An 18822-nucleotide genomic window follows, 5' to 3' on the forward strand; every position below is an offset into this window, starting at 1 on the left:
CCCTTCAAGCGCGACGCCTCTGCGGACCAGCTGCGATTCGATCATGTCGAACACGCATTCGACTGGCGCGACCCAGACGTTGACCCAATAGATGATGCAATCGCGAGCGAGCAGTAGTGCCGGGGTCATGCGCGGACCCGTCGGTTGGCCGCATGCCGCATCGGTGCCGGCGCGCGATCGGCGAGCGCATGCACCCAAGCAAGCACCGAGATCGCGACACCCAGCAGCAGGCTCACGCCCACGAGCGATATGGCCACGGCCAGATTGAGCGACGCGACGGCTATTCCCGGCCAGGGATTTTCGCGTGCGAGCGCAAAGAACAGGCTTGACATCTTCGACCTTCGAAATAAACTACACCGTATAGTTCATATACAGCGCGGATCGTGCAGCGTGTCAAGAGCAGAGACTCACAAGCGCGTGTTCGTACTGGTCGACAGCGGGGCCTCGGGCGCAAGACCGCGACTCCGGCTCGGAAAGCAGATGTCTCAACTTCAGAAAGGATCCGTCATGTTCAAGAATCGACTGATGCTCGCAGTCTTGGTGTTCGTTTCGTTGGGCGGCGGGGTTGCCATCGCCCAGGAGGACCGCGGCACAGCAGAGCAGAGGGCGGCATGCGCGCCCGATGCATTTCGTCTGTGCGCCGGCTACATCCCTGACCCCACCAATGTGGAAGCCTGTCTCAGGCAAAGAAAGTCGGACCTGAGCGACGCTTGCAGAGCCGTCTTCGAGAACGCCGCGGCCGCTGCTTCGGTGAGAACCATCGGATCGCACCGCTATCGCGGCGCAAAAGATGGGGAATGACCGTATGAACACGATCTATGCTCCCGCTTTCGCCGCGTTCGGGGGCTCGGCCTTCGGAGCCATTTCCACAATCGTGACGGGATGGGTGACCCGTCGTCGCAGGGTCCGTGAGCGTCATCATGCCCAGACGGTCTCCAAGCGCGAAAAGCTGTATCGATGCTTCATCGAAGAGGCGTCCCGGCTGTACGCGGACGCGCTGACCAGCGATAAATCCGAGATCCCGGCGTTGGTGAATTTGTATGCGCTTATCGGGCGTATGCGGATTCTGTCCGACGATGAGGTGGTCCACGCCGCGGAGCGGGCAGGCCGACTGATCATCGAAACCTACCTTGCACCCAACACGTCGTTCGTCGACCTGCCGGCTTTCCTGGAGGAGATGGATCCGCTGCGTGAATTCGGCGAGGCCTGCCGGCGTGAAATGCACACGATTCATTCGCGTTGAGGCCGACCATGCAGAAGGTGGAGACTCCCCGTCAGATTGGATCGTCGTGCACTCGTGAACGAATTGTGCAGGCTGCAATCCGCCTGTACCGCGAGATCGGGTACCGGAAGACCACGGTTGCCGACGTCGCTCGCGACGCGTCAATGTCGCCTGCAAATCTCTATCGGTTTTATGCCTCCCGCAGCGCGCTCGAAGAGGCCGTCGTGACCGAGCTGCTCGAGGAGGTGTCGGCGGCGGCTGCAAGTGCAGCGCGAACCGGGCGCTCGGGCCTGGAGCGGCTGAATGCGGTCTTCAGGGCGATCTCCCGGATCCATGAAGATAGGCTGGCAAACAATGTCCGATTGCACGAACTGGTGGTCGCCGCAGGACAAGCAAACTGGCCGGCCAGCCTGTCCCATGCCGATCGGCTTCGCGGTGTCGTGCAGTCGGTCATCGCGGCCGGGCAGGCCGGCGGCGAATTTCGAGCCGGGAGCCCGATGGCGTTGGCCTGCTGCCTGCTCGATGCGATGGACGCATACCTCAATCCGTCCCGCATCAAGGCGACCGCCGTTCGGCCGGCCTTCAACGAGATGATGAGATTTTGCGCGGGAGCGCTCGGCAACGCCGCGTCCGTTGACGCGGCGTCGTTTCAAGTGACCAGCATCGGGGCCGATTTGCGTTACAAGTCCGCCTGTCGAACCTGACGCGCGGCGATCGCCGGCTCACGGCGTCCAGTCTGCCTCGCAGGCCGCAAGGAAAAAGCCAACCCGCTCGCGCACGAAGGAGGGCAGCTCCCGTCTCAGCTCCTTGGGTGTTTCTCCCACCAACGAGCGAAACAGCATCGGCAGCAGGATCAGATCCAGGAAGATCTGAGCGGTGGCAAGGCTTCGCTTGCCGGTGAAGGGACCTTTTGGCGCGCGCGCGAGCTTCTGCGTGGTTTCATTCAAGAGTTGGGAGACGGCGTTCACGGAGCGATCGCGCGCGGCATCGTGGACGTTGCGGCTCAACTCGGGGAAGCGCTGCGCTTCGGCGATCGTGGCGCGGACCATGCCCATCGATTCTTCGATGACCTTCTCGACGACGGCGGTGCCGAGGCTCGAGAGCTTGTCCTGAAGGCTGCGGCCCTCGGGCTCGAAGCCATCGAAATCCGTCAGCCCGCTGATGGTGCGGGCCACGACCGCCGCGAACAGTGCCTCCTTCCCCGGAAAATGAGCATAGATGGTTGGCTTGCTCGCCGGCGCCAGCTCGGCGATGTCGTCGATACTGGCACTACGGTAGCCCTTCTCGAGAAAGAGCTGCTGGGCTGCATCAAGGATCCGGACCTGAACGTCACCGGCGAGGTCTTTGGGCGGTCTGCCCCGTTTCGGGGCGTTTTTCTTCGTCATCCGTCGGTCTCCCAATCACGAGCCTGTGCCCGCGCAGATCGCACTTGACATGCCCGGCGAGAAAAGGCAATAAAAAGAAAATATACGGTATAGTTTAATTTATCCGTCGCTTGGACCCTCATAGGACCGGCGACGGCCTTCCGGATGGTCGAGGCCCGCAAAAGTGCACGTTGGCCCCGATCATCAGGTCCACTTCAGGAGATCACAGTGACTATGTTGAGCCCGGACCCGCACCACCCAGAAGCTGGCGTCCTGCTGCGTGAACTGCATCACAGGGTCGATAAAGGGATCGCCTCGGCGATCGATCTGGTCTCGGTTGCGGTCCTCCGGGCCGATGGGGCGGAAGCCAAGGCCGCCTTAAGCGGTGTGGTCGAGCTGTTGCACGGACATGCCGAGCTGCATCGGGCGCTTACAATGCCCCAGGGCGAAGCCCTCAACGATGCCGCAACCTACATTCGCAGACTGGGCTGCGCCATGCGCCAGTCCCTGCTGGATCGGATGGGGATCCGGCTGACACTCACCACCGACTCTCTCCCGCTTCAAACAGAGCGGTGCTGGCGCCTTGGCCTGATCGTCCACGGCCTCATCGTAAACGCAGCGAAGCATGCGTGTTTCGATGGGCGAGCCGGCGAGATCAAAGTCAAGCTGGCGCGCATCGGCGCGGTGGCGAACTGCGTCGTGCTGGACAACGGCTCGCGGTCGGCGCGGGCGGCCCCGGGTCGGGAGCTCCAGATCAGCAGTGACCTTACCAAGGGGCTCGGGGGACGGATCGAGCACGGCTTCGCCGCCGAGTTCACATCCGTCGTTCTCTCGTTTCACTTGAGCGAGCGGGAACAACGGGCGAGCTGGTCGATGGCGACGCGCCGCATCAGGTCGCCGCGCCCGCTGAGGGCGAGGTCGTCCGTGACGCTTGGCTCGGGCTCCGGCCTCTCGGATCAGGTCGGACGCCAGGCCGTGATCGAAGCGGATCCAAACTTGTCGCGAGCGCATCCGAACGAACAGGCTCCGCTTTGCAAGGGCCCGGACGTTTTGGGCGAGCTGCTGTCACCCTCTCACCGCATGGACGCGCTATGAAACCGCGCTATTCGAACCCCGCCAAAATCGATCGAACCGAGTGCTTGCTGAGGCCTCTCGCCGGCTTGGCGCTTGCGCTCGTTGCAGCCGCGCTCAGTGGCTGCAACGATCGCACCGATATCCCATCCGCACATGCCGCGTTCGTGCGCACGGAGGTCGTCCAGCCGAAGGACCGGCAAGCCTCGATCACCTTGACCGGCGAGGTGCAGCCCCGCTTTCGCGCCGATCTCTCGTTCCGTGTCAGCGGACGTGTGATCGCGCGCTATGTCGATGTCGGGACCCACGTCAAGGCCGGCGAAGTGCTGGCCCTTCTCGACCCCGCCGAGCAGGAGGCCGATGTCGATGCTGCGACCGCTGCTGTCCTCGCCGCCGAATCCCAGCTGCGTGTGGCGAAGGCGACTTTCGAGCGGCAGAAGGCGCTGATCGCCAGCGGCTTCACCACGCGTACGGCCTACGACCAGGCGCAGGAAGGATTGCGGACCGCAGAAGGCGCGCTCGAAGCGGCAAGGGCGCAACTGGGCACGTCAAAGGATGTTCTTGGCTACACGGCGCTGCGCGCCGAAGCGGACGGCGTCGTCACCGCACGCAGTCTGGAAACCGGTCAAGTCGTTCAGGCTGCGCAACCCGTATTGTCGCTGGCGCAGGATGGGGAGCGGGACGCCGTCTTTGACGTCTATGAGTCCATTTTCCTCAGCAATGCCGACGACCGCAACGTTTCGTTGGCGCTGGTCTCCGATGCGGGCGTGACCGCAAGCGGCCACGTTCGGGAGGTTTCGCCGGCCGTCGACGCCAAGAGTTCAACCATTCGGGTCAAGGTGGCCATCAAGGACCCGCCTGCCGCAATGACGCTTGGAAGCCCCGTCGCGGGATCCGTGAAAGTAAAGGCCCAGCAGCAAATCGCATTGCCCTGGCGCGCATTGATGGCGGCGGGCACCAGCCCCGCGGTCTGGACCGTCGATCCGGCTACGCGGACAGCTTCGCTGAAGCCGGTAACAGTCGGTGCATACGAGGCCGGAGAAGTATTGATCAAGGCAGGTCTCGAGCCGGGCGAGCGCGTCATCGTCGACGGCGGCAAACTTTTGAGCGTGGGCCAGCCCGTGACTTATGAAGGAGACCGCTCATGACCAACCGCGCAATGATTGTGGCTGCCCCGCTTGCATGCGCACTCGCACTCGCACTTGCCGGATGTCAGCAGGAAACAAAGGCGCCGGAGCCCGCGCGGCCCGTCCAATCGGTGCTTCTCGAAGCGGACCACGCCGACGATACAGTTGCGGTGGGCGTTGTCGAGCCGCGCTACAAAACCAATCTCGGATTCCGTGTGCTGGGACGCCTGACGACGCGCCCGGTCTATGTCGGCGATCTCGTGAATGAAGGACAGACGGTCGGCATCATTGACCAGACGGCCCTTGAGCTCGCGGTTCGCTCGGCCAAAGGGGAGCTTGCCAAAGCCGAGGCCCAGTTCGCGACCGTCAGAGCCACGGAGGAACGGCAGCGAACGCTCATCACCACCGACGCGACCACAAAGCAGACGCTGGATAACGCCGAGCAGGCGCGCGCCGGCGCCGAAGCAACGGTGGCGCACGAACAGGCAAGCCTGACCAAGGCGATCGAGCAGCTCGGCTATTCTCAGATCAAGGCCGACTTCGCCGGTGTGGTCACCGCAGTCGGCGCGGAAGTCGGCCAGGTGGTATCTCCCGGCCAAAGCGTGGTGACAATCGCGAGACCCGATATTCGCGAAGCCGTCGTCGATATCGGACAGGACTTTCCGGTTCCACTGGAGGTCGGCCTGCCGTTTACGGTCAGCTTACAGCTCGTGCCCGCCGTTCAGGTGCAAGGCAGCATTCGCGAGATCGCGCCGCAAGCCGATCCGGTAACGCGCCTGCGGCGGGTCCGCATTGCGCTCAACAACCCGCCTGAAGGCTTCCGCCTTGGCGCGACCGTCACCGCGAAACTTGACAAGGGTCAGGCCCGGATATTGCGCGTGCCCGCCTCGGCGCTGCTCGCCAAGGACGGCGCGAACTTCGTGTGGATCGTCGATCAACCCGCCAGCACGGTGTCGCTGCAAAAAGTCGATGTCGTCGCTGACCCAATCGGCGCGCGCGTCACCGGCGGACTGGCTCCCGGCGCGCGCGTCGTCACCGCCGGGATCCACAGCCTCAAGCCAGGACAGCAAGTCCGTATCGAACAGGATCAGAAGCCATGAAGTCGTTCAACCTTTCCGACTGGGCGCTCAGTCATCGTTCGCTCGTCTGGTATTTCATGATTGCCTTTATGGYAGCGGGACTTTTTGCCTACCTTCAGCTGGGACGGCAGGAAGACCCCGACTTCACCATCAAAACGATGGTGATTCAGGCGCAGTGGCCGGGCGCCTCGCCTGAAGAGATGACACGTCAGGTCACCGACCGGATCGAGAAGAAGCTCGAGGAGCTGGAATCGCTCGATTACACCAAGAGCGTGACCGTTGCGGGCCAGACCACCGTCTTCGTTTATCTGCGCGACACCACCAAGGCTGCCGACGTCAAGCCGACATGGGTTCGCGTCCGCAACATGATCGCGGATATCAAGGGCGATTTCCCGCAAGGAGTGATTGGGCCCGGCTTCAACGATCGCTTCGGCGACGTGTTCGGCAACATCTATGCGTTCACCAGCGACGGCTTGAGCCAACGTCAGCTGCGCGATCAAGTGGAAGACGTCCGGGCCAAGGTCTTGACCGTGCCTGATGTCGGCAAGGTCGACATCCTGGGCGCCCAGGACGAGGTGATCTATCTGGAATTCTCCACCCGCAAGATTGCGGCCCTTGGTCTCGACGTCCACTCCATCATGAATTCTCTGCAGGGGCAGAATGCGGTCGCCCCGTCCGGCGTCTTTCAGGAGGGGCCGGAGCGGATCAGCGTGCGGGTGAACGGCCAGTTCACGTCTGAGGCAAGCCTGAAGGCAGTCAATCTGCGCATCAACGATCGCTTCTTTCCGCTGACTGACGTCGCAACCATCACGCGCGGTTATGCCGACCCGGCCAGGACGTTGTTCAGATACAATGGCGAGCCGGCGATCGCGCTTGCCATCGGCATGAAGTCGGGAGCAAATCTGCTGCACTTCGGCGAGGCGCTGAAGGAGGAGATGTCGAAAATCACGGCCGACTTGCCGGTCGGCGTCGGCGTTCAACTCGTCGCCGATCAACCCATCGTGGTCGAGCATGCCGTGTCCGGCTTCACCGAGGCGCTGTTCGAGGCCGTGATCATCGTCCTCGGCATCAGCTTTCTCAGCCTGGGCATGCGCGCCGGACTCGTCGTCGCGATTGCGATTCCGCTGGTTCTGGCCATCACCTTCGTCGTGATGGCCTACGCCGGCATTTCGCTTCAGCGAATCTCGCTTGGTGCCTTGATCATCGCGCTCGGCCTCCTGGTAGATGACGCCATGATCGCGGTCGAAATGATGGTGGCGCGGCTCGAGGTCGGAGATCCCCTCGAAAAGGCCGCGACCCATGTCTATACCTCGACCGCGTTTCCTATGCTGACTGGCACGCTGGTGACCGTGGCCGGCTTCATTCCGATCGGGCTCAATAACAGCAATGCGGGCGAGTTCACCTTCACGCTGTTCGTTGTCATCGCGGTCTCCCTGATCGTCTCCTGGATCGTCGCGGTGCTGTTCACGCCGTTGCTCGGCGTCACCATCCTGCCTGCAAAAATAAAGGGTCATCATGCGGAGAAGGGGCGCGTAGCGCAGTTGTTCGCGCGTGTCTTGCTCTTCTGCATGCACTACCGCTGGGTCACCATCGGCGTCACGGTTGCAGCCTTTCTGCTGGCGCTGTTCGGCATGAATTTCGTGCAGCAGCAGTTTTTCCCGTCATCGGATCGCGCCGAGCTGGTGATCGACTGGAACTTGCCGCAGAACGCGTCGATCGCGGACTCCAATGCACAGATGGCGCGCTTCGAGCGCGAGCAGCTTCAGGGCAACAATTCGGTCGATCACTGGTCGACCTATGTCGGCACCGGCTCGCCGCGCTTCGTCCTGTCCTTCGACGTACAGACCGCCAACACCTGGTTTGGCCAGATGGTGGTCGTGACCAAAGGCGGCATCAAGGCGCGCGACGAGGTCAAGGCACGGTTCGAGGACTATCTGAAGAAGACGTTCCCCGGGACCGACACCTACGTCAAGCTGCTCGAAGTCGGCCCCCCGGTGGGGCGTCCCGTGCAGTATCGCTTGAGCGGGCCCGACATCGCGAAGGTGCGAGACCTCTCGCAGAAGCTTGCCGGCATCGTGCGGAGCAACCCCGACCTCGGCAATGTCGTGTTCGACTGGATGGAGCCGGCCCGCGTCGTCAAGGTCGACGTTCTCCAGGACAAGGCGCGCCAGCTCGGCGTGACCTCGGAGGACATTGCGACGACCTTGAACTCCGTGCTCGAAGGCTCGCCGATCACCCAGGTGCGCGACAGCATCTACCTGGTCAATGTCACCGGACGTGCAACCGCGCCGGAACGTGCCTCCATCAACACGCTGCGCGACCTGCAATTGACCGGACTCGGCGGTCAATCCGTGCCGCTCGGGGCCGTGGCCAATTTGCGTTACGAGCTCGAGCAGCCGACGATCTGGCGGCGTGCACGGATCCCCACCATCACGTTGAAGGCCGGCATCGTTGGCAACGTGCAGCCCAAGACCGTCGTAGACCAGCTCGCGACGAAGGTGGCGGAGTTCAGCAAAGCGCTGCCGGCCGGCTATTCGGTGATGACCGGCGGCTCCGTGGAGGAGAGCGCCAAGAGCCAGGCGCCGATCATGGCCGTCGTTCCGCTCATGCTCTTCGTCATGGCGACGGTCCTGATGATCCAGTTGCAGAGCTTTCATCGCTTGTTTCTGGTGTTCGCCGTTGCGCCGCTCGCCGTCATCGGTGTGGTCATGGCGCTACTGCCGAGCGGCGCCCCGCTTGGCTTCGTGGCCATCCTCGGCGTGCTCGCCCTGATCGGCATCCTGGTGCGCAACTCCGTGATCCTGATCGTGCAGATCGAGGATTTGAGGAAGGAGGGGCGCGCGGCTTGGGATGCCGTCGTGGAGGCGACCGAGCATCGCATGCGGCCGATTCTGTTGACGGCGGCCGCGGCGAGTCTCGCGCTGATTCCGATCGCGCGCGAGATCTTCTGGGGCCCGATAGCCTACGCGATGATGGGCGGCATCATCGTCGGCACCCTGCTGACGCTGCTGTTCCTGCCCGCGCTGTATGTGGCCTGGTTCCGCATTCACCCTCATCACAGCGATCACTCAACCCCGCACGGGCCCACCGCGCCTGCGCACGACACGCCAGCCACGGAGGCGATCTCCGTATCCAAGCCCGCGCCAGTTCTCGAAACACAGATCTAAACAGGAGAAAAGACTATGTCCCACAAGATACTTCCAATTCTGCCGCTTACCGCAGCACTCGCAATCATGACCTTGTCTTCCAATGCAGCATTCGCGCAGTTCCCTCCGCCGCCCCCGATGGCCGGGCCTCCGCCGATGGCGGCCGCCGGCCCGCCTCCGCTGGCAGCGGGAGGTCCTCCGGCCTTCGCGGCTCGTCCTCCGATGGGACCTGGCGGTGCGCCGCGTGCCGGCCTCGGCGGCCCGGCGCCTCGTCTCGGTGCTGGAGCTGCACCGCGCGGTGCTCTCGCAGGGGCCGGGCGGGGCGGACCGGCGGTGGTGAACGCGGCTCGCGCCACATCGGTCACCTACAACCGCTTCGGGGACTACGGCCGCTACGGCCATCGCGCCGCCTATGCCGCAGGCGCCTATGCTGCCGGAGCCACTGCCGGCTACGCCTATGGCGGCTCGGGCTATGACTATTCCTCGGGCAGTGACTGCTACTACGTCTACAGGCGGTACCGGCGCGTTATGGTGTGCAATTAGCGCATCGCGATGTGCTTAGAACCGGCTTCATCCTGCAACATTGGCCGCTGCCTTCCGGAGTATCGCCGCGCGGGCAAGGTTGCGACCGTGCGACGAATGCCTATTATCAGTCGGATAAGCCCAGTGCTGCGACCAGTAAGTCATTGATTGTTCTCTATCCGTCGCTGACTCTTAATCAGCGGGTCCCAGGTTCGAGCCCTCGTGCGCCCACCAAGCTTTTCAATGGCTTGGCGACCCCTCGCAGAGGCCATTCCGACAAGCGGTCAGCGGCTACTGGTGCTTAGTCAATCTTTCGTCCGGAAGTCAGGTGGGGCGAGGCGGGAACAGGACAGATCCGCGCAATCCGCTGGGCAGAGGCGGCGGAAAGTCGAACGAAGGCGCAACGCAGCTCGGCGCGGGCCCCATCGCGCAACTGTTGCGTTGACCCATGCGAGCGGGCTCTTCGCATCTTCGGCGTCATATCGATGCGCCATCAGCCGCTCGCTTTCCGCAAGGCGGCTCGAAGCACGAACTCGGCAAGGGCATCGGCATCAACTCTTTCGTGGCAGCCTCGGCCTTTACGGCCGGCGCGCCAGTCGGATCGTTGATCATCAAATATTTCGGCTGGCACGGCCTGTTTGCAGTTAACGTGCCGACCGGCCTGATCGCGTTTCTGGTCGCGCTCTATTCGATCCCTAAAACACCGGTCTATGCGCGGCCGTTCGATCTTGGGGGCGCGTTTCTCTATTCGGCTGCGTTCGGTCTGCTGTTGTTCACATTCAACGGGTTCGGTCACGAACAGCCCTGGTGGCTCCTGGCCGCTTTGATCGTCGGGACGGTGTTGTTCTGGTGGGCCTATCTGCAGCGCGAGGGACAGAAGCCGACGCCGCTCCTCCCAATTGACCTGATCAGGCTGCCGCTCTTTCGGATGGCAGTGCTGACGTCGATCTGCTCGTTCATCGCGCAGATGTCGGCGATCCTGGTTCTGCCGTTCTTCATCGAACATATCGGCTATCATGACCCCGCCGTCATCGGCCTGCTGATCACGCCGTGGCCCGCGGCGGTCATTGTCACCGCGCTGGTGGCCGGCAATCTCGTCGATAAATTCTCGGCCGCGCAGTTGTGCACGGGCGGCCTATTGTTGCTGGCGGCTGGGCTCGCCTCGCTGGCCATTCTGGTGACAGGAGCGACACCGCTCCGCATCGCTTGCAGCATGGCCGTCTGCGGCGTCGGTTTCGGACTGTTCCAGTCCCCCAACAACTGGGCTCTGATCAGCGCGGCGCCACCGGCCAGAAGCGGGGCAGCAAGCGGCAGCCTGAGTTCGGCGCGGCTGGTGGGGCAGTCGCTCGGGGCCGCCATCGTCGCAATCATGCGGAGTTCGGTCCGAACGGTGCGCCCTCGATCTGCCTTTTCCTCGGCGCGGCGGTCGCGATCATCGCGGCATGCGTGAGCGCGCTCAGGCTCGGAGCTTATTCAACAAGCTCACGCGGAGCAGCCGAAGCGGCGGCAGTGTCGTCCGGCGCCGATGACAACAGGACGGAAGCAATGGAATCTGCGATGCTGAACGACGTTTAGGTACCTTCGCGTGAGCCTCGGCGACCGCTTTGATGCGGGACCGAATGTCCGGCGGAAGCCTTGACGATGTCGGGCAGGGCTACGACCATCGCGCAGATGGACGACGGCCGTGTCGCCTACACCCTGGGACGTCACGCACCGAACCTACGGCCTTGCGAGCCACGCGCTTGGGTGAGCCCCAGATCCGGTGTTGGTAACCGTTCGATCCCATTGCGAAGCGGGCATCCCCGCGAATAGTTGGGCATTTCTCTGCGAGATATGCGCAATGGAGGATGTGCTCTCTTCAATACAGCGACTGACCCGCGTCTAAGCCAGATGGAAATCGTGGTAGCTGACCAACGTTCCCGTTGTCTTATCTGCCTCGATCTGGAAGCCGGTGGGATCAAACGTTCCCAACAAAGCGATGTTGGCGGTATGGGCTCCGTCGGTGATGCTCAGAGTCCCGCCGCTGTTGTCGGCGTTGGCGGTGTAGTTCAGCGTCGGAGCATTGGCGAAGTTGAAGTCGAGAAGATCGATATGATCGTCTGCGGTCATCCCGGACACGGTCCCCGAGAAATTGAACGAATCGCCGAGGATGAGGGTTCCGGTTGCGCCTGCAGCAAACGTGGTATTTTCCGCCGAAGCATGTGCAAACGCCAGCGTCGCGGTCCCACTGATCAGCGCTGAACCACTGCCGTTGACGTTGCCGTCGATCGTGACGTTGCCGTCGTTGGCCCACAACAGACCCGTATTGAAGACGTCGCTGTGAATGACAAGCCCGCCGTCGCCGGTTGCCTCGAGGGTACCCGAGTTGGTGACGGCGTTGGTCCCGGTATCAATGTCGAGAGAATTGGTGCCGGTAGCGATAATGGTGCCCTCGTTGACGAGGGTCATCAGTCCATCCCCGATGTGTCCCGCGCCGGCGATGGTGTTGTCAACGTTCGTGAGCGTGACGTCCGCGACCGTTCCGGTGATGACGTTCTCGCTGCTGTCAGTCAATTCAACATGGCCACCGCCCAGCAGGGTGATGCCAAGCTCGATCAACTGCAGATCGGCCTCGTTTCCGGTTGAGTTCAACTCAATCGTGCCGGTGTTGTCGATGATGCCGCTCAACGGCAGCATCGCGCCATCGCCGATCACCAGGCTGCCTGAATTTTCCATGACCGGTGTTTGATCGAATACGAAGTCGCTTGAGGTTAGCGAATTCGTATCGACGCCATGCAGCGTGATCGACTGACCTTCTCCCAGTGTGATCACCGCGTTGCCGTCACCGTCATTGGCCGTGTGCGCCTGAATGTCGCCGAAGCCGGTGAACTCGGCATAGCCGATCAGGTCGATCTGGTCGTGCGCGGTGTCGAAATTGTAGATCGTATCGTGGCCGATCGGTTGGGCGAAAACGATCAAGTCGCTGCCGCTCGAAGCGGTCAGGTTGTCGTCCCCCGAAATGGCGAAGATTGGGAAGCCGGCCGCGTAGGCTTCGACATTGTCGAAAACAAGCCTGGTCCCCGTGCTGCCGTCCGCCTCGGTCCATGTCTCCGCGACGTTCAGGACAACCGCGCCCGCGAAGTCGGTGAGCGTGGTAACCGCCAGCGACCGGACATCACTTGTTTGCGCCGTCCAGGTGCCATCGCCGTTGTTCGTCCCGGCGTTCAGACTCCAACCTAACGGAACACCGCTGATTGTGACCGTGATGAGGTCGTTCGGGTCCGACGATGGATCGGTCAGGCCGAGGTTGATCTGCTCTCCGGCGATGCCGGCCGGAGCTACTCCGGTCGCAAAGTCGGCGGCGGTCAATGACGTTACCCCTGCGAGATGTATTTCCAGCAGGCCGGCGTTGCCGCCTGCGAGAGYACCATTCGTGGCGTTGCCATAGACGATCGTCTGGTTGTTGGCGGTATCGACGAACCAGGCAAACGTATGCGCCCCAACCGAGCTCGTCGCCGTGGCCAACGATGTGCCAATCGATGTGATTGCAAAGCCCGAGGTGGCCGCAATTTTATCGGACCCCGACGTAAAATCGGTGATCGTGTCGAAGCCGGCATGGTTCGAGTCGGTAGCAATCGTATATCTGAACGTGTCGTTGCCAATGCCGCCGGACAGAATGTCGATGCCCGCTCCGCCGGTGAGCGTGTCGTTTCCAGAACCCCCGAGAAGCAGATCGGAGCCGTTTCCGCCATTCAAGGTGTCGTCGCCGCCGAGACCCACCACGATATCGTTGCCGTCGTTGCCCGAGATGGTCTCACCGTTGGAAGTTCCGACCAGAGTATTATCCGAGGAATTGCCGGTTAACCCCGCCAGCAGATTAGGCAAGTCGTCGGTGATCGCGGAATAGGTCACCGTGCCGCCTCCATTGAGCGCGACCGCGAGATTTCCGTTTTCAAAGCCGGTGGCGCTAGCCTGCCAGCTCGAAGCCAGGAGATCGAGCGTTCCCGTTGGAGAACCGTCAAAGTAGTTTTGCAACGCGCTTTCGAACGTTGCATTCGAGAGGATTTGCTCGAGCTGGGTGGAGGAGAAAACCAGGGTGATGTCGTCTGTGCCATTTCCACCGTTGTAGGTGGTCGTCCCGTTGATGTGATTCCACGCTGTCACCAGCGTATCGCCGCCGTTGCCCATCAATATCGACCAATTGCCGGGTGCCGGTGCTGCGTTGAAGTCGAAAGTCGCGTCGGCGAAGTTCGCAATGTCGGTGCCGTTTGCGAAATTGATCGTGTGCCCGCTCACGCTGCCTGCAAGCGTAATCGTTACAGTCACCGGACTGCCGGACAGGGAGCCGTCGGTCGCGTGGTAGGTAAAGCTGTCCGTGCCCAGGAAGGAGGTGTCAGTTCGCGTATATGTAAACGAGCCATTTGCGTTCAACGTCACCGTTCCGTGGGTCGGGTTTGTGTCTTTCACCGCCGTGATCGCGCTGTCGGGATCGCTGTCATTGGCAAGGACACCCGTCGCTGACACAGTCAACGTATTACTGACGCTGGTATCCAGGATATAGCTGTCGCTTGCCGCCACGGGAGCGTCGTTTACGGCGGCGACGCTGACGGTGACGCTGTGCGAGACGCTGGAGTCGGTGCCGTCATTGACCACCACGTTCACCGTCCGGCTGGTCGTCGTCGGCGCGTCGCTGGTGTTGTTGTAGACGATGCCGTCGAGAATCGTCTGGTAGGTGGCCTTTGAGGCCGAGCCGGTGATCGAGAGGACACCGGTTGCCGCGGTGTAGGTGACGGTCAAACCGGCCGCCGCGGCCGTCGCAGCGGCATTGAGCGACAGTGACTCGACCGCGTTGCCATCGGGCCGCGCCGTCAGCGTGGCCGTCAGCGACTGCAGGTTGGCCGTGTCGACATCGGTGATGGTCGCCGACGGCGCAATGACCAGAGGCGTCTGCTCGGTGAACGCGGCCGTGGCGTCATTGCCGGCTCCTGCACCGTTGAGGTCGACAACCGGGACGTCGTTCACGGCGGCGACGCTGATGCTGACGCTGTGCGAGACGCTGGAGTCGGTCCCGTCACTGACCACCACGTTCACCGTCCGCGATGCCGTGGTCGGCGTATCGCTGGTATCGTTGTAGACGATGCCGTCCAGGATCGTTTGATAGGTGGCCTTTGAAGCCGAGCCGCTAACCGATAATACCCCGGTGGCCTGGCTATAGCTCACGGTCAGACCTGCCGCGGCTGCCGTTGCCGCCGCATTCAACGACAACGATTCGACCGTGTTGCCATCGGGTCGCGTCGTCAAGGTCGCCGTCAATGATGTCAGATTGGCCGAGTCGACGTCAGTGATCGTCGCCGACGGCGCAATCGCCAGAGGCGTCTGTTCGGTGAACGCGGCCGTGGCGTCGTTGCCGGCTCCTGCACCGTTGAGGTCCACAACCGGGGCGTCATTCACGGGGGCAACGCTGATGCTGACGCTGTGCGAGACGCTGGAATCGGCGCCGTCATTGACCACCACGTTCACCGTCCGGCTGGTCGTCGTCGGTGCGTCGCTGGTGTTGTTGTAGACGATGCCGTCCAGGATCGTCTGGTAGGTGGCCTTGGAAGCCGAGCCGATAACCGACAATACCCCGGTCGTCTGGCTATAGCTCACGGTCAAACCGGCGGCGGCCGCCGCCGCTGCGGCATTGAGCGACAGGGACTCGACCGTGTTGCCATCGGGGCGCGCCGTCAGCGTGGCCGTCAGCGACTGCAGGTTGGCCGAGTCGACATCGGTGATGGTCGCCGAAGGCGCAATCACCAGAGGCGTCTGTTCCGTGAACGCGGCCGTGGCGTCATTGCCGGCTCCTGCACCGTTGAGGTCCACAACCGGGGCGTCATTTACGGGGGCAACGCTGATGCTGACGCTGTGCGAGATGCTGGAATCGGCGCCGTCGTTGACCACCACGTTCAACGTCCGCGGTGTCGTGGTCGGCGCGTCGCTGGTGTTGTTGTAGACGATGCCGTCCAGGATCGTCTGGTAGGTGGCCTTTGAAGCCGAGCCGGTAACCGACAATACCCCGGTGGCCTGGGTATAGCTCACGGTCAGACCTGCCGCGGCTGCCGTTGCGGCCGCGTTCAGCGACAACGATTCGACCGTGTCGCCGTCGGGCCGCGTCGTCAAGGTCGCCGTCAATGAGGTCAGATTGGCCGAATCGATGTCAGTGATCGTCGCCGAAGGCACGACCACCAACGGGGTCTGTTCGATGAACGAAGCGGAAGCGTCATTTCCGGTTGCCGCACCATTGAGATCCACAATCGGAGCATCGTTGGTGCCGTTGATAGTGACGGTGACGATCTGGCTGGCCGAGCCGTCGGAGGAGACGGCGGTGAAGGCGTCTGTGATCGACTGCCCGGCGCCGAGCTGCTGGATGGCGGTCTGGCTATTGTCGGCGGTGTAGGTCCAGTTGCCGGCGGCATCGAGGGTGAAGGTGCCGTAGCCGTGGCTGCCGGCGGTGCCGGCTGTCGTGGTGAAATTGGCCTGGCCCTGGTCGGCGTCGGAGATGGTGAGCGCGCCGCTGGTTGCGATGTTGCCGGCGACGGGGCTTACGTCTTCGGTCACGCTGCCGGTGGCGACGCCGCCGATCACGGCGGTGTCGTTGGTGCCGGTCAGGGTGATGGTCAGCGTCGAGTTCGCCGTCGCGCCATGCTCGTCGGTGACGGTGTAGCTCGCCACCACGTCGGTGGTGGCGCCCTGCGCCAGATGCTGGTAGGCCGCGTTGGCGGCATCGAAGCTGTAGCTGCCGTCCGGGTTGATCGTCAGCCCGGCGACTGCCGCATCGAGGCTGTAGCTCAGCGTGGCGCCGTCATCGACGTCGCTGTCATTGCTCGCGACGGTGCCGGCGATGGTGCTGTCTTCCAGGCCGCTGTTGGCGTCGGCCACCGCGACCGGCGCGTCATTGGTGCCGGTCAGGGTGATCGTCAGCGTCGCGTTCGACGTCGCGCCATGTTCGTCGTTGACGGTGTAGTTCGCCACCACGTCGGTGGTGGCGCCCTGCGCCAGATGCTGGTAGGCCGCGTTGGCGGCATCAAAGCTGTAGCTGCCGTCCGGGTTCAGCGTCAGCCCGGCGACCGCGCTGGTCTGCGCATAGGTCAGGCTGGCCCCGTCATCGACGTCGCTGTCATTGCTCGCGACGGTGCCGGTGATGGTGCTGTCCTCGCTGCCCGCGTTGGTGTCGGCCACCGCGACCGGCGCGTCGTTGGTGCCGGTCAGGGTGATGGTCAGCGTCGCGGCGGCGCTCGCGCCATGCTCGTCGGTGACGGTGTAGYTCGCCACCACGTCGGTGGTGGCGCCTTGGCCCAGGTGTTGGTAGGACGCATTCGACGCATCGAAGCTGTAGCTGCCGTCCGGGTTGATCGTCAGCCCGGCGACCGCGCTGGTCTGCGCATAGGTCAGGCTGGCCCCGTCATCAATGTCGCTGTCGTTACTCGCGACGGTGCCGGCGATGGTGCTGTCCTCGGTGCCGGCATTGGTGTCGGCGACCGCGACCGGCGTGTCGTTGGTGCCGGTCAGCGTGATCGTCAGCGTCGAACTCGCCGTCGCGCCATGCTCGTCGGTGACCGTGTAGTTCGCTACCACGTCGGTGGTGGCGCCCTCGGCCAAATGCTGGTAGGCGGCGTTGGCGGCGTCGAAGCTGTAGCTGCCGTCCGGGTTCAGCGTCAGGCCGGCCACCGCGCTGGTCTGCGCATAGGTCAGGATCGCGCCGTCATCGATGTCGCTGTCATTGGTCGCGACCGTGCCGGTGATGGTGGCATCTTCCAGACCGCTATTGGCGTCGGCCACCGCGACCGGGGCGTCGTTGGTGCCGGTCAGGGTGATGGTCAGCGTCGCGGCGGCGCTGGCGCCATGCTCGTCGGTGACGGTGTAGTTCGCCACCACGTCCGTGGTGGCGCCCTGCGCCAGATGCTGGTAGGCCGCATTCGACGCATCGAAGCTATAGCTGCCGTCCGGGTTCAGCGTCAGGCCGGCCACCGCGCTGGTCTGCGCATAGGTCAGGATCGCGCCGTCATCGACGTCGCTGTCATTGGTCGCGACCGTGCCGGTGATGGTGCTGTCTTCCAGACCGCTATTGGCGTCGGCCACCGCGACCGGCGTGTCGTTGGTGCCGGTCAGGGTGATGGTCAGCGTCGCGGCGGCGCTGGCGCCATGCTCGTCGGTGACGGTGTAGTTCGCCACCACGTCGGTGGTGGCGCCCTGCGCCAGATGCTGGTAGGCGGCATTCGACGCATCAAAGCTGTAGCTGCCGTCCGGGTTSAGCGTCAGGCCGGCCACCGCSGCATCGAGGCTGTAGCTCAGCGYSGCGCCGTCATCGACGTCGCTGTCATTGCTTGCGACGGTGCCGGTGATGGTGCTGTCCTCGGTGCCGGCATTGGYGTCGGCCACCGCGACCGGCGTGTCGTTGGTGCCGGTCAGGGTGATSGTCAGCGTCGCGTTCGAGGTCGCGCCGTGCTCGTCGGTGACGGTGTAGTTCGCCACCACATCGGTGGTGGCGCCCTCGGCCAGATGCTGGTAGGCCGCATTCGACGCATCGAAGCTGTAGCTGCCGTCCGGGTTCAGCGTCAGACCGGCGACTGCCGCATCGAGGCTGTAGCTCAGGCTGGCCCCGTCATCGACGTCGCTGTCATTGCTCGCGACGGTGCCGGTGATGGTGGTGTCCTCGCTGCCCGCGTTGGTGTCGGCCACCGCGACCGGAGCGTCGTTGGTGCCGGTGATGTCGATCACGACCTGCTGGGTGGCGAGGCCGCCATGGTGGTCGTCGACCTGGACGGTAAAACTGTCGGCGAGGTGCTCGCCGGCGGCGAGCGCGTCGACGGCGCCGCTGTCGAGCACGGTGTAATGCCAGGTGCCGTCGGGGTCGACGGTGGCGGTGCCGTGGGCGGCGGCGACGCTGACCGAGAGTGTGTGGGTGTCGCTGGTGTCGACGTCGGAGAAGGTGACCTGGCCGGTGGTGGTCTGGGCTGCGGCCGGGAGGTCGTCGCCTTCCGACACATTGCCGGACTGTGCCGCCGAGGTGATGACCGGGGCGTCATTGGTGCCGGTGATGTCGATCGACACGACCTGGGTGGCGAGGCCGCCATGGTGGTCGTCGACCTGGACCGTAAAACTGTCGGCGAGATGCTCGCCGGCGGCGAGCGCATCGACGGCGCCGCTGTCGAGCACGGTGTAATGCCAGGTGCCGTCGGGATCGACGGTGGCGGTGCCGTGGGCGGCGGCGACGCTGACCGAGAGTGTGTGGGTGTCGCTGGTGTCGACGTCGGAGAAGGTGACCTGGCCGGT

12 protein-coding genes are annotated in these 18822 nt (G+C 63.5%); 9 read left to right on the top strand and 3 right to left on the bottom strand.

Annotated elements, in window-relative coordinates:
- Positions 1-125 precede the first annotated feature (125 nt).
- Positions 126-332: a hypothetical protein gene (locus tag ACXJL8_RS10770; RefSeq protein WP_456619822.1), complete on the bottom strand. Its 207-nt coding sequence runs from the start codon at positions 330-332 to the stop codon at positions 126-128.
- Between the two features lie 175 nt (positions 333-507).
- Here ACXJL8_RS10770 and ACXJL8_RS10775 point away from each other — a divergent pair, with 175 nt between their 5' ends.
- Genes ACXJL8_RS10775 through ACXJL8_RS10785 form a run of 3 tightly spaced genes read left to right on the top strand, consistent with a single transcriptional unit; the run spans position 508 to position 1926 of the window.
- The gene (locus tag ACXJL8_RS10775) at positions 508-801 is read left to right on the top strand and encodes a hypothetical protein (protein WP_456619821.1); all 294 of its coding nucleotides are present in this window, start codon (positions 508-510) and stop codon (positions 799-801) included.
- 4 nt (positions 802-805) lie between these two features.
- Positions 806-1243 carry a hypothetical protein gene (locus ACXJL8_RS10780; RefSeq protein WP_456684977.1) on the top strand — a complete coding sequence of 146 codons (438 nt, stop codon included), beginning with the start codon at positions 806-808 and terminating at the stop codon, positions 1241-1243.
- 8 nt (positions 1244-1251) lie between these two features.
- On the top strand, positions 1252-1926 hold the full coding sequence (locus ACXJL8_RS10785; RefSeq protein WP_456619819.1) for a TetR/AcrR family transcriptional regulator: 675 nt from the start codon (positions 1252-1254) through the stop codon (positions 1924-1926).
- A gap of 18 nt (positions 1927-1944) precedes the next feature.
- Here the strand turns inward: ACXJL8_RS10785 and ACXJL8_RS10790 are convergent, their stop codons facing one another.
- Positions 1945-2607: a TetR/AcrR family transcriptional regulator gene (locus ACXJL8_RS10790; RefSeq protein WP_129272913.1), complete on the bottom strand. Its 663-nt coding sequence runs from the start codon at positions 2605-2607 to the stop codon at positions 1945-1947.
- A 213-nt stretch (positions 2608-2820) separates the two neighbouring features.
- Here ACXJL8_RS10790 and ACXJL8_RS10795 point away from each other — a divergent pair, with 213 nt between their 5' ends.
- From ACXJL8_RS10795 to ACXJL8_RS10820, 6 genes are all read left to right on the top strand, one after another.
- The gene (locus tag ACXJL8_RS10795; protein WP_456619937.1) at positions 2821-3681 is read left to right on the top strand and encodes a sensor histidine kinase; all 861 of its coding nucleotides are present in this window, start codon (positions 2821-2823) and stop codon (positions 3679-3681) included.
- Complete coding sequence (locus tag ACXJL8_RS10800) at positions 3678-4805, top strand: efflux RND transporter periplasmic adaptor subunit (RefSeq protein WP_456619818.1); 1128 nt, start codon at positions 3678-3680, stop codon at positions 4803-4805. The genes ACXJL8_RS10795 and ACXJL8_RS10800 overlap by 4 nt, the downstream gene beginning before the upstream one ends.
- Positions 4802-5884: an efflux RND transporter periplasmic adaptor subunit gene (locus tag ACXJL8_RS10805; RefSeq protein ID WP_456619817.1), complete on the top strand. Its 1083-nt coding sequence runs from the start codon at positions 4802-4804 to the stop codon at positions 5882-5884. Before ACXJL8_RS10800 ends, ACXJL8_RS10805 begins: the two co-directional genes overlap by 4 nt.
- Positions 5881-9030, top strand: coding sequence for an efflux RND transporter permease subunit (locus ACXJL8_RS10810; protein ID WP_456684978.1), 3150 nt, complete (start codon positions 5881-5883; stop codon positions 9028-9030). Before ACXJL8_RS10805 ends, ACXJL8_RS10810 begins: the two co-directional genes overlap by 4 nt.
- A 315-nt stretch (positions 9031-9345) precedes the next feature.
- A complete protein-coding gene (locus ACXJL8_RS10815) occupies positions 9346-9552 on the top strand; it encodes a hypothetical protein (protein ID WP_456619815.1) in 207 nt (68 codons plus the stop codon).
- A 427-nt stretch (positions 9553-9979) separates the two neighbouring features.
- A complete protein-coding gene (locus tag ACXJL8_RS10820; RefSeq protein WP_456619814.1) occupies positions 9980-10981 on the top strand; it encodes an MFS transporter in 1002 nt (333 codons plus the stop codon).
- Between the two features lie 431 nt (positions 10982-11412).
- On the opposite strand, the gene ACXJL8_RS10825 is transcribed toward ACXJL8_RS10820, so the two are convergent.
- The coding region (locus ACXJL8_RS10825; protein ID WP_456684979.1) for a VCBS domain-containing protein at positions 11413-18822 on the bottom strand (7410 nt) is incomplete at its 5' end.

It is taken from the genome of Bradyrhizobium sp. P5_C11_2, from assembly GCF_054049755.1.

What these genes read in the sequence shown, in the direction of transcription:
- ACXJL8_RS10770 (WP_456619822.1), bottom strand. Translation starts at nt 332, where the DNA reads ATGTCAAGCCTGTTCTTTGCGCTCGCACGCGAAAATCCCTGGCCGGGA.
- ACXJL8_RS10775 (WP_456619821.1), top strand. Translation starts at nt 508, where the DNA reads ATGTTCAAGAATCGACTGATGCTCGCAGTCTTGGTGTTCGTTTCGTTG.
- ACXJL8_RS10780 (WP_456684977.1), top strand. Translation starts at nt 806, where the DNA reads ATGAACACGATCTATGCTCCCGCTTTCGCCGCGTTCGGGGGCTCGGCC.
- ACXJL8_RS10785 (WP_456619819.1), top strand. Translation starts at nt 1,252, where the DNA reads ATGCAGAAGGTGGAGACTCCCCGTCAGATTGGATCGTCGTGCACTCGT.
- ACXJL8_RS10790 (WP_129272913.1), bottom strand. Translation starts at nt 2,607, where the DNA reads ATGACGAAGAAAAACGCCCCGAAACGGGGCAGACCGCCCAAAGACCTC.
- ACXJL8_RS10795 (WP_456619937.1), top strand. Translation starts at nt 2,821, where the DNA reads ATGTTGAGCCCGGACCCGCACCACCCAGAAGCTGGCGTCCTGCTGCGT.
- ACXJL8_RS10800 (WP_456619818.1), top strand. Translation starts at nt 3,678, where the DNA reads ATGAAACCGCGCTATTCGAACCCCGCCAAAATCGATCGAACCGAGTGC.
- ACXJL8_RS10805 (WP_456619817.1), top strand. Translation starts at nt 4,802, where the DNA reads ATGACCAACCGCGCAATGATTGTGGCTGCCCCGCTTGCATGCGCACTC.
- ACXJL8_RS10820 (WP_456619814.1), top strand. Translation starts at nt 9,980, where the DNA reads ATGCGAGCGGGCTCTTCGCATCTTCGGCGTCATATCGATGCGCCATCA.